Here is an 11,333-nt window from a genome sequence, read left to right as displayed (position 1 = left end):
GCTCGCGGGGGTGGGGGCGGGCCCGGAGGCCTCGGCCCGGCGGATCCGGCCGTCGCGAGCCGCGGAGAGCACCTGCACCGCCAGGTCCACCACGCGGTCACGGCGGCGCAGGTTGATGTCGTCCACCCCCGCCAGAAACCGCATGGTCCGGTCCAGGCCCAGCTCGGAGACGCGCGCCTGGAGCGCGCGGAAGGCCCTGGGCCGGCAGGCGCCCCCGAACCCCGACCCCCGCGGGAGGGACCGGCGGCCGTGCACGCTCGCGGGGGTGGGGGCGGGCCCGGAGGCCTCGGCCCGGCGGATCCGGCCGTCGCGAGCCGCGGAGAGCACCTGCACCGCCAGGTCCACCACGCGGTCACGGCGGCGCAGGTTGATGTCGTCCACCTCCGCCAGAAACCGCATGGTCCGGTCCAGGCCCAGCTCGGAGACGCGCGCCTGGAGCGCGCGGATGTCCTTGGGCAGACAGCCGCCCCCGAACCCCACGCCCGCGTTGAGGAACCGGCGTCCGATCCGCGCGTCGTGGCCGATCGCGTCCGCAAGGGTGCCGATGTCCCCGCCCACGTTCTCGGTGATCTCCGAGAACGCGTTGATGAACGAGATCTTCGTGGCCAGGAAGGCGTTCGCGGCCACCTTCACCAGCTCGGCCGTCTCGAGGTCCGTGCTGATCCACGGGGTGTCGTCCGCGAGCTGCCGCGCGTAGACCCGGCGCAGGATGCCCGCGGCGCGGGGCCCGTGCGTGCCGATGACGAGGCGGTCCGGGGTGAGCGTGTCCCTCACGGCGAAGCCCTCCCGCAGGAACTCGGGGTTCCAGGCGAGCTCGACCTCGCCCGGCAGCCCGGCCTCGGCGCGCACGGTGCGCACGAGCTCGGCCAGGCGGCGCGCGGTGCCCACGGGCACGGTCGACTTGCCGACGATCAGCGCGTCGCGGTCGATCGCCGCAGCGAGGGAGGCGACGGCGGCGTCCACATAGCTCAGGTCCGCCGCGGTCTCGCCCACCTTCTGCGGGGTGCCGACGCCGATGAAGTGGACGTCCGCCCAGCGGGCCGCCTCCGCGACGTCCGTGGTGAAGCGCAGCCGCCCGGAGGCGACGTGGGTGCGCAGCAGCTCGGGCAGGCCGGGTTCGTGGAAGGGCACCTCGCCGCGGGCCAGGCGCTCGATCTTGGCCGGGTCCACGTCCACGCCGAGGACCTCGAAGCCCAGCTCGGCCATGCACGCGGCGTGCGTGGCGCCCAGATAGCCCGTGCCGATCACGGACAGCCGCGGCGCGGCCTCCTGCTCGGCGGGGGCGGCGGGCGCGGTCGTCTCGGTCACGGCGGACTCCTCGGTGGTGCGGGGGCGGCGGTCGGGGACCTGGCTGACGCTAGGCCCCGCGGGTGAACGCGGGAAGAACGGGGTGTCTCGGCGGCGCGTCCCGTCGGTGGCGCGGGCGGGCCTCAGGCCTCGCCGGCGCGGATGAGCTCGGTGAGCCGCGTCGCGGCGGAGACGACGGCGTCCGCGTGCAGCCGCCCCGGCTGTCGGGAGAGCCGCTCGAGGGGGCCGGAGATCGAGACCGCCGCGATGACGCGGCCGCTGGGACCGCGCACCGGCGCCGACACCGAGGCGACCCCGGGCTCGCGCTCGGCCAGGGACTGGGCCCAGCCGCGCCGCCGCACCGCCGCGAGGACGGTGGGTGTGAACACGGCGCCGGCCAGCCCCTCGACGAGCCGCTCGTGGTCCTCCCAGGCCAGGAGCACCTGCGCGGCGGAGCCGGCCTTCATGGACATGCGAGCGCCCACGGGGATGGTGTCGCGCAGGCCCCAGGGCCGCTCCGCGCTGGCCACGCACACGCGGGAGTCCGCCTGCCGACGGAACACCTGGGCGCTCTCGCCCGTGGCGTCGCGCAGCCACAGCAGCACCGGGCCGGAGGCCGTGGTGAGCCGGTCCTCGCCGGCGGCGGAGGCGAGCTCGGCGAGGCGGGTGCCCAGCACGTAGCGGCCCTGCAGGTCCTTGCCCACCATGCGGTGGTGCGTGAGGGCGGCCGCGAGCCGGTGCAGCGTGGGCCGCGCGATCCCGGTGGCGATGACGAGCTGGGCGAGCGTGGCCGGGCCGGACTCGAGCGCGTCAAGGATCGCCACCGACTTGTCCACCACGCCGACACCGCTGGGATGCCGGTGGAGCGAGGGGCCGATGAGGTCGTCCTCGGTGGGCGGGCGCACGGGCTCGGTGGTCATGGGGTGATCGTAGTCGTCTCACTGCGCGGACGGCCGGGGATGTCGGCGCGCGACGTGCGCGACCGGGCCGGCCTCCGCCGCGTCCGGCATGTGAGACGAAATCTCACGATGTGGAATATCGCGCCGCGTGGTCGAGAACAGCCCCGCCGCGCCCCACAGTGGTCCGTGAGCACCGGCGCCCCGCGCCGGGCGACGACTGACAGGTGCGTGAGCAGGAAGGTGCGGCACATGACGACGGCGACGACGCGGCCCAGGACGCTGGCCGAGAAGGTCTGGGACGAGCACGTGGTGGTGCGCGGCGGGGGCGAGGGCGCCTCCCGCACCCCCGACCTGCTCTACATCGACCTGCACCTCGTGCACGAGGTGACGAGCCCGCAGGCCTTCGAGGGGCTGCGTCTGGCCGGGCGTCCGGTGCGTCGGCCCGACCTGACCATCGCCACGGAGGACCACAACACCCCGACGCTGGACATCGACCAGCCGATCGCGGATCCCACCTCGCGCACCCAGATCGAGACCCTGCGGGCCAACTGCGCCGAGTTCGGCGTCCGCCTGCACCCGTTGGGCGACGCCGAGCAGGGCATCGTTCACGTCGTCGGCCCCCAGCTGGGCCTGACCCAGCCCGGCCTCACCGTGGTCTGCGGCGACTCCCACACCTCCACCCACGGTGCGTTCGGCGCCCTGGCGTTCGGCATCGGCACCTCCGAGGTCGAGCACGTCCTGGCGACCCAGACCCTGCCGCTGAAGCCCTTCAAGACCATGGCGGTCACCGTGGACGGCACGCTGCGCCCGGGTGTGACGGCCAAGGACATCATCCTCGCGGTCATCGCGAAGATCGGCACGGGCGGGGGCCAGGGCTTCGTGCTCGAGTACCGCGGTGAGGCCATCCGGAACCTCTCCATGGAGGGCCGGATGACCATCTGCAACATGTCCATCGAGGCCGGCGCCCGCGCCGGCATGGTCGCCCCGGACGAGACCACCTTCGCCTACCTGAAGGGACGGCCCCATGCCCCCGAGGGCGCCGACTGGGACGCCGCCGTCGAGCACTGGCGCACCCTCGCCACGGATGAGGGCGCGGAGTTCGACGCCGAGGTGGTCATCGACGCGGACACGCTGGAGCCGTTCGTCACGTGGGGCACCAACCCGGGTCAGGGCGTGAGCCTGAACGACACCGTCCCCGCGCCCGAGGACTTCACCGACCCGGTGGCCCAGGAGGCGGCCCGCAAGGCGCTGTCCTACATGGACCTGGCCCCCGGCACGCCGATGAAGCAGGTCGAGGTCGACACCGTCTTCATGGGCTCGTGCACCAACTCCCGCATCGAGGACCTGCGGGCGTTCGCCGAGGTCGTCCGGGGCCGGCGCAAGGCCGAGGGGCTGCGCGTCATGGTCGTGCCGGGCTCGGCGCGCGTGCGTCTGCAGGCCATGGACGAGGGCCTGGACAGGGTGTTCGAGGACTTCGGGGCCGAGTGGCGGTTCGCCGGCTGCTCCATGTGCCTGGGCATGAACCCGGACCAGCTCGCCCCGGGGGAGCGCTGCGCGTCCACCTCCAACCGCAACTTCGAGGGCCGGCAGGGCAAGGGCGGACGCACCCACCTGGTGTCCCCGGTGGTCGCCGCGGCCACCGCCGTGCTGGGCCGCCTCGCCAGCCCGTCCGACCTGCCCGCCCTCACCCTCCAGGAGGCCTGAGCCATGGAGAAGTTCACCACCCACACCGGCGTCGGCGTGCCGCTGCGCGCCTCGAACGTGGACACGGACCAGATCATCCCGGCCGTGTACCTCAAGCGGATCTCCCGCACGGGCTTCGAGGACGCCCTGTTCGCCGGCTGGCGCCAGGACCCCGACTTCATCCTGAACACCGAGCCGTTCAGCGGGGGCACCGTGCTCGTGGCGGGCTCCGACTTCGGCACCGGCTCCTCGCGCGAACACGCCGTGTGGGCGCTCAAGGACTACGGCTTCCGCGCCGTGATCTCCCCGCGCTTCGCGGACATCTTCCGCGGCAACTCCGCCAAGCAGGGGCTCGTCGCGGCTCAGGTGGAGCAGGAGGACGTCGAGCGCATCTGGAAGGAGCTGGAGAACCGTCCCGGGACCACGGTCACCGTGGACCTCGTCACACGCACCATCGAGTGCGGGGATGTGACCGCCCCCTTCCAGATCGACGACGACACCCGTCGCCGGCTGCTCGAGGGCCTGGACGACATCGCCGTCACCCTGGGGCACCAGGCCGAGATCGATGCCTATGAGGCGGACCGCCCCGCGTACAAGCCCACCACCCTGCCGGCCCGCACGGCCGGCTGACCGGCCGGCGCCGGGAGCGCACCATTGCCGCGCGTGCCCGGCGACGCCCTATGCTGGGAGTCGATTCCGGGACCGCCCGCCGCACGCGGCGGGCGGTCCCGTTCAGAGACCTCCCCGCTCCGGCGGAGTGGCCGAGACCGTGGCCCTGCGGCCGCGCTGAGGAAGGACGCGCATGGCGAAGCTCTTGACCATCCATGGCGGCAAGCCGCTGACCGGTGAGGTGACCGTGCGCGGCGCCAAGAACCTGGTGCCCAAGGCCATGGTGGCCGCCCTGCTCGGCAACTCGCCGTCCGTGCTCCGGAACATCCCCGAGATCAAGGACGTGGACGTCGTCAGCTCCCTCCTCGAGATCCACGGCGTGTCCGTGGAGTGGGACAAGGAGACCGGGCGGATCACGATGGACCCGGCCGGGGTGAAGTCGGCCCTGACCGCCGAGATCGACGCCCACGCCGGCGACTCGCGCATCCCGATCCTCTTCTGCGGCCCGCTCATGCACGCGATCGGGGAGGCCTTCATCCCCGACCTCGGCGGCTGCAAGATCGGCGACCGCCCGATCGACTACCACCTGGCCGTGCTGCGCAACTTCGGCGCCGTCGTGGACAAGCGCCCGGGCGGCATCTCCATCTCCGCCCCGAAGGGCCTGCACGGCGCCAAGCTCGAGCTGCCATACCCCTCCGTCGGAGCCACCGAGCAGGTGCTGCTGACCGCCGTGAAGGCCGAGGGCATCACCGAGCTCAAGGGCGCCGCCGTCGAGCCGGAGATCCACGACCTCATCGCCGTCCTGCAGAAGATGGGCGCGATCATCACCGTGCAGACGGACCGCACCATCCGCATCGAGGGCGTGAGCGAGATGCGCGGCTACAACCACATCGCGCTGTCCGACCGCAACGAGTCCGCCTCGTGGGCCTCCGCCGCCCTGGCCACCCGCGGGGACATCTACGTCCGCGGCGCCGAGCAGCGCGACCTGACGGCGTTCCTGAACACCTACCGCAAGATCGGCGGCGAGTTCGACGTCGTCGACGACGGCATCCGGTTCTGGCACGCCGGCGGCGACCTCAATCCGCTCGTGCTCGAGACGGACGTGCACCCCGGCTTCATGACCGACTGGCAGCAGCCCCTCGTGGTGGCGCTGACCCAGGCCAAGGGGGTCTCCATCGTGCACGAGACCGTGTACGAGAACCGCTTCGGCTTCACCGACGCCCTCGTGCGGATGGGCGCCTCCATCCAGCTGCACCGCGAGTGCCTCGGCTCCGTGCCGTGCCGCTTCGGCCAGCGCAACTTCCTGCACTCGGCCGTGATCTCCGGCCCGACGCCGCTGCACGGCGTCGAGTTCGACATCCCGGACCTGCGCGGCGGCTTCTCCCACCTGATCGCCGCCCTCACCGCCGAGGGCACCTCCACGGCGACGGGCTTGGAGATCATCAACCGCGGCTACGAGCACTTCATGGCGAAGCTCGAGGGCCTCGGCGCCGACGTCGAGCTGACCGAACGCGACCGGTGAGCGGCGTGGACGCGCAGAGCCCTGCCGCTGCGGGGGGTCGTCCGACGCGTGCCGCGCGGGCCCCCTACGTGATCCCGGGGGCGATCGTGCGACCGGCGATGCGGGCCCTCGTCCGCCAGGTGTGGGAGGGGACCGAGCACCTGCCCGAGACCGGCGCGATCCTCGCCGTCAACCACATCTCGGAGGTGGACCCGCTCTCCGTGGCCCACATGGCCTACAACCAGGGCCTGCTGCCGACCTTCCTCGCCAAGGCCGAGCTCTGGAAGGTGCCCGTGCTCAAGCAGGTCCTCGAGGCCACCCGCATGATCCCGGTCGAGCGCACCCGCGACGGCGGCCGCTCGCTCGCCGCCGCCCGCGAGGCCGTCGCCACTGGCCGGGCGATCATCGTCTACCCGGAGGGCACCGTCACCCGCGATCCCGACGGCTGGCCGATGGCCGGGCGCAACGGGGCCGTGCGCCTCGCCCTGCAGACCGGCGCCCCGCTCATCCCCGTCGGTCAGTGGGGCATCCAGGAGCTGCTGCCGTACGGCGGCCGCTCCCTCCGCGTCCTCCCGCGCAAGACCGCCCGGATCCGGGTCGGCGCGCCCGTCGACCTCGCGGACCTGCGGGACCGCCCCGTGACGGCGGCGACCCTGCTCGAGGGCACCGGCCGCATGATGGCCGCGATCACCGACCTGGTCGCCGAGCTGCGCGGAGAACCGGCCCCGGAGGGCCGCTGGGACCCCACGACCGGACGGCGGGTGACCGGGGCATGAGCGATCCGCACACCGTCGCCGTCCTCGGGGCCGGCAGCTGGGGGTCGGCCTTCGCCCGCGTCCTGGGACTGAGCACCAGCCCCGAGTCCGCCCGCGCGTCCGAGATCGTGATGTGGTCCCGGCGGGCCGAGGTCGCCGAGGCCATCACCGAGCGACACGAGAACCCCGAGTACCTGCCCGGCATCACCCTGCCCACCTGCGTGCGTGCCGTCACCGACGCCGCCGAGGCGGTCCGGGGCGCCGGCGTCGTGGTGGTGGCCGTGCCCGCGCAGCACGTGCGCGAGACCCTGCACGCCGTGCGCGACGACCTGGCCCCGGACGCCGTCGTGGTCTCCCTCGTCAAGGGCCTCGAGCGCGGCACCGACGCGCGGATGTCGCAGGTCTGCGCGGAGGAGCTGGGCCTCAGCCCGGACCGGTTCGCGGTGGTCTCCGGACCCAACCTCGCCCTCGAGATCGCGCGCGGCGAGCCCACCGCCACGGTGGTCGCCTCGGCCTCGCGCGCGACGGCGGAGCGCATCGCCGCCCTCACGGCCGGCCGGACCTTCCGGCCCTACACGAACACGGACGTCGTGGGCGTGGAGATCGGCGGCGTGGTGAAGAACGTCATCGCGCTCGCCGTGGGCATCTGCGACGGGCAGGGACTGGGGGACAACTCCAAGGCCTCCGTCATCACCCGGGGCCTGGCCGAGACCACCCGGCTGGCCGTCGCGCTCGGCGGCGACCCGGCCACCATGGCCGGGCTCGCCGGCCTGGGCGACCTCGTGGCCACGTGCGCCTCGCCTCTCTCCCGCAACCGCACGGCCGGCCGCCACATCGGCACCGGACTCAGCGCGGAGGAGGCGGTGGCCGCCATGAGCCAGACGGCCGAGGGCATCAAGTCCGTCTCCGCCATCGTGCACGCCGCCCGCGCCCACGGTGTGGAGATGCCCATCAGCGAGCTGATGGACCGGGTGGTCGCCGGGGACGTGGCCGTGGACCGCCTCGCCGAGCTGCTGCTCGCCCGTGACCTGAAGTCGGAAGGACGCACCGCATGACCGCCACCCCCGCCCCGGAGGCCACCGCCGGCGCGCGTCCCCGCGTGCTCCTGCTCTTCGGCGGCCGCTCGAGCGAGCACCCCATCAGCTGCGTGACCGCGGCGGGCGTGCTGCACGCGGCCGACCGTCAGCGCTGGGACGTCGTGCCGGTGGGCGTGGCCCGCTCCGGCCTGTGGTCGCACGACGAGCTGGACGTGGCCTCGTTCCGCCTGGACAGCGACGCCCTGCCGGAGGTGCCGGAGCCCGCGGCCCCGGTGAGCCTGCGCGCCCTGCCGGACGGCACCGTCGAGCTGACCGCGGCCGACGGCTCCTCGCTGGGCCCGGTGGACGTCGTGTTCCCGCTGCTGCATGGCCCCTGGGGTGAGGACGGCACCCTCCAGGGCATGTTCGAGTCGCTGGGTCTGCCCTACGTGGGCTGCGGTGTGCTCGCCTCTGCGGTCGGCATGGACAAGCACTTCATGAAGGTCGCCTTCCAGGCCGCCGGTCTCGAGGTCGGCCCGTGGGAGACCATCACCGCCCGCGACTGGGCGCGCGATCCGGAGGCGGCTCTCGCCCGCGCTGGGGCGCTCGCCTACCCGCTGTTCGTCAAGCCCGCCCGCGCCGGCTCGTCCTTCGGCATCACCCGCGTCACCGAGCCCGCGGGCCTGCGCGCCGCCGTCGAGGAGGCCCGTCGCTTCGACCCCAAGGTCGTGGTGGAGGCGGGCATCGTCGGCCGCGAGATCGAGTGCGCCGTCCTCGACGGGCACGGCTCCGCCGCCCCGCGCGCCTCGCTGCCGGGGGAGATCGTCGTGGCCCACGACGAGGGTGAGACGCAGTTCTACGACTTCGAGTCGAAGTACCAGGACACCGGCACCACCCAGCTGTCCTGCCCGGCCGAGCTGCCGGAGGAGGAGATCGAGCGGCTGCGCGCCCTGGCGATCCGCGCCTTCGAGGCCGTGGACGGATCTGGCCTGGGCCGCTGCGACTTCTTCTTCACCCCGGACGGGCGCTGGGTGGTCAACGAGATCAACACCATGCCGGGCTTCACGCCCATCAGCATGTACCCGGCCATGTGGGAGCGGACGGGCCTGTCCTACGACGATCTGATCTCGGAGCTACTGGACCTCGCCCTCGAGCGGGGCGTCGGCCTGCACTGACGCGGCCCGCGGCCGGCCCGGGCCACGGCGGTCGTGCCGGCCGGTCCGCGCCGGTCTCAGCCGACGGGTGTGGCGTCCTGCACGCCGACGCAGCCGCCGCTGGGCTCGATCTGCGCGACCGCCGAGGACAGGCCCACCATCACGGTGTCCGAGCTGGCCTGGTCCTTGCCGAACAGCACCTCCACGGCCGGGTCACGGCCGTAGGTGGTGATCCGCCAGTTCTCGTCCTCGTCCCGGATGACCCAGTCGATCCCGTCCACGGAGATGCAGCGGTCCGTGGTGGGGCCGGGGACCTCGGCGCCGCAGCGCAGGACGACGGCGGCCGGGTCACCCCACACGGCCGTCGCCTGGCTGTCGGTGGGGCGCAGGTCGAGGTCGCCCAGGACGTCGGGCATGGCCACCATGGTCGGGGCACACGCCGGGTCCGCGGCGTGGGGCGCGGCCTCCACCGTGGCCACCCGTCCGGCGCAGGCCGTGGCGCCGAGGGCGATCGCGGTCAGGAGGGGCACGAGACGACGCAGGCGGCGGGGTTCCATCCGCCCAGGATACGTGCGGCGCCGGGATCCGCGGGGGCCCGTGCCCTAGCATGGGCGGGACCGTTCCCGTCCCCGCCCCAGGAGCCCACGTGAGCAGCACCTTGCCCGTCGTCGACCGGGACTCGAGGGCGGCGTGCGCGGCGGCCGCGTCCGCCAGCGGGAAGCGCTCGCCGATCCGTACGTCGAGCTCGCCGGAGGCCCACGCCCCGAACACCTCTCCACCACGCCAGCGGGTCTCCTCGCCCGTGCGCGTGTAGTGCACCAGCGAGGGCCGGGTGACGTACAGCGAGCCGGCCGCGTTGAGCCGCTGCAGGTCGAAGGGGGGCACCTGCCCGGAGGCCCCGCCGAAGAGCACGAGTGTGCCGCGCACGCGCAGCACCTCGAGCGAGGTGTCGAAGGTGTCCTTCCCCACGCCGTCGTACACGACGTGCGCGCCCTCGCCGTCCGTCAGCTCCGCCACCGTGGCGGCGAGGTCCGGATAGTCCACCGCGGCAACGGCGCCCGCGCCCCGGGACAGCTCCCGCTTCTCCTCCGTGGACGCCGTGGTGACCACGCGGGCGCCGCGGGCCGTCGCGAGCTGGGTGAGCAGGAGCCCCACCCCGCCGGCACCGGCCGTCACGACCACCGTGTGGCCCTCCTCCACCGGGAAGGTGGACCGGCAGAGGTAGTGGGCCGTCATGCCCTGCAGCGGAAGGGCGGCGGCCTCGGCCAGGTCGATGCCCTCCGGGACGGTGAGGAGACGATCCGCGGGGGCGGTGAAGTGCTCGGCGTACGCACCGGTGGCCGTCGCGGTGGCGACACGGGCCCCCAGGAGCCCGGCGTCCACGCCCTCGCCGAGCGCGACGACCTCGCCGGAGCCCTCCGTACCGGGGGTGAAGGGCAGGTCCATCGTGTAGACCCCGGAGCGCTGGTACGTCTCGATGAAGTTCAGGCCCGCCGCGGCGGTCCGCACCAGCACGTGCCCCGGCGCGGGGGAGGGCACCTCCGTCTCGGTCCACTGCAGGACCTCGGGGCCGCCCGTGGCGGACACGACGACGGCGTGGTGGGTGCGGGGGACGGCGGGGGTGTTCGCAGTGGTCATGGCCCCACTCTAGGAGCGGGCCGGGCCATCCGGCCCGGCCCGGGGGACCCGAGGCGCCGCATAGATATTCGGTGCAACGCATATCTGCGCTAGGATGAAGCCATGACCCACACCGTCGCCGTCTCCGGAGCCAGCGGCTACGCCGGGGGAGAGGCCCTGCGCCTGCTCGCCGGCCACCCGTCCGTCACCGTCGGAGCCATCACGGCCCACTCGAACGCGGGGGAGCGCCTCGGCGCTCTCCAGCCGCACCTGCACGCCCTGGCGGACCGCGTCCTCGCCGAGACCACCGCGGAGGTCCTCGCCGGCCACGACGTCGTGATCCTCGCGCTGCCCCACGGGGCCTCCGGGGCGCTGGCGGCCGAGATCGCAGAGCGATCCCCGGACACCCTGGTGATCGACGCGGGCGCCGACCACCGCCTCGAGTCAGCCGCAGACTGGGAGGCCTTCTACGGCACCGCGCACGCCGGGACCTGGCCCTACGGCCTGCCCGAGCTGCCCGGTCAGCGTGAGCGACTCGCCGGCACCCGCCGCATCGCCGTCCCCGGGTGCTACCCGACCACCTCGATCCTCGCCCTCGCGCCCGGCTTCGCCGCGGGGCTGCTCGAGCCGCAGGACGTGGTGATCGTCGCCGCCTCGGGCACCTCCGGGGCGGGCAAGGCGCTCAAGCCGCACCTGCTCGGCGCCGAGGTCATGGGCGGGATGAGCCCGTACGGCGTCGGTGGCGGGCACCGGCACACCCCGGAGATCGAGCAGGGCCTGGCCCAGGCGGCCGGCGAGCCGGTCCGCGTCTC

Annotated in this window: 10 protein-coding genes and 1 pseudogene; 7 read left to right on the top strand and 4 right to left on the bottom strand. The window is 73.9% G+C overall.

Going from position 1 to position 11,333, the window contains the following annotated elements; genetic code table 11:
• Positions 1-1,308: UDP-glucose/GDP-mannose dehydrogenase family protein (locus tag D8M29_RS04510; RefSeq protein WP_238693328.1), on the bottom strand; the 1,308-nt coding region annotated here is incomplete at its 3' end.
• Between the two features lie 122 nt (positions 1,309-1,430).
• Positions 1,431-2,207: an IclR family transcriptional regulator gene (locus D8M29_RS04505; RefSeq protein WP_078026043.1), complete on the bottom strand. Its 777-nt coding sequence runs from the start codon at positions 2,205-2,207 to the stop codon at positions 1,431-1,433.
• Between the two features lie 228 nt (positions 2,208-2,435).
• Here D8M29_RS04505 and leuC point away from each other — a divergent pair, with 228 nt between their 5' ends.
• The 6 genes from leuC (at position 2,436) to D8M29_RS04475 (ending at position 8,925) form a co-directional block, all read left to right on the top strand.
• Positions 2,436-3,890: a 3-isopropylmalate dehydratase large subunit gene (gene leuC, locus D8M29_RS04500; protein ID WP_044659168.1), complete on the top strand. Its 1,455-nt coding sequence runs from the start codon at positions 2,436-2,438 to the stop codon at positions 3,888-3,890.
• A gap of 3 nt (positions 3,891-3,893) precedes the next feature.
• Entirely contained in the window at positions 3,894-4,499 is a 606-nt protein-coding gene (leuD, locus tag D8M29_RS04495; protein WP_100058237.1) for a 3-isopropylmalate dehydratase small subunit, read from the top strand.
• 172 nt (positions 4,500-4,671) lie between these two features.
• Positions 4,672-6,000 (top strand): UDP-N-acetylglucosamine 1-carboxyvinyltransferase, encoded by a 1,329-nt coding sequence (murA, locus tag D8M29_RS04490; protein WP_036312919.1) that lies wholly within the window; start codon positions 4,672-4,674, stop codon positions 5,998-6,000.
• Positions 5,997-6,755: a 1-acyl-sn-glycerol-3-phosphate acyltransferase gene (locus D8M29_RS04485; protein ID WP_169577986.1), complete on the top strand. Its 759-nt coding sequence runs from the start codon at positions 5,997-5,999 to the stop codon at positions 6,753-6,755. The genes murA and D8M29_RS04485 overlap by 4 nt, the downstream gene beginning before the upstream one ends.
• Positions 6,752-7,789 carry an NAD(P)H-dependent glycerol-3-phosphate dehydrogenase gene (locus tag D8M29_RS04480; RefSeq protein ID WP_069941792.1) on the top strand — a complete coding sequence of 346 codons (1,038 nt, stop codon included), beginning with the start codon at positions 6,752-6,754 and terminating at the stop codon, positions 7,787-7,789. The genes D8M29_RS04485 and D8M29_RS04480 overlap by 4 nt, the downstream gene beginning before the upstream one ends.
• A complete protein-coding gene (locus D8M29_RS04475) occupies positions 7,786-8,925 on the top strand; it encodes a D-alanine--D-alanine ligase family protein (protein WP_069941791.1) in 1,140 nt (379 codons plus the stop codon). Before D8M29_RS04480 ends, D8M29_RS04475 begins: the two co-directional genes overlap by 4 nt.
• A gap of 56 nt (positions 8,926-8,981) precedes the next feature.
• Here D8M29_RS04475 and D8M29_RS04470 read toward each other — a convergent pair whose 3' ends face one another.
• Positions 8,982-9,461, bottom strand: a complete 480-nt coding sequence (locus D8M29_RS04470; protein WP_127445816.1) for a DUF3515 family protein — start codon at positions 9,459-9,461, stop codon at positions 8,982-8,984.
• A gap of 88 nt (positions 9,462-9,549) precedes the next feature.
• Positions 9,550-10,542 (bottom strand): annotated as a pseudogene (locus tag D8M29_RS04465) (quinone oxidoreductase); the annotation flags it as partial.
• 102 nt (positions 10,543-10,644) lie between these two features.
• Here D8M29_RS04465 and D8M29_RS04460 point away from each other — a divergent pair.
• On the top strand, positions 10,645-11,333 hold a 689-nt coding region (locus tag D8M29_RS04460; protein WP_148111520.1), incomplete at its 3' end, for an Asd/ArgC dimerization domain-containing protein.

The sequence above is a fragment of the Micrococcus sp. HSID17227 genome, from assembly GCF_003989405.1.
GTDB classification, from domain to species: Bacteria; Actinomycetota; Actinomycetes; order Actinomycetales; family Micrococcaceae; genus Micrococcus; species Micrococcus luteus.
This window is presented reverse-complemented; position numbering and strand designations above follow the sequence as displayed.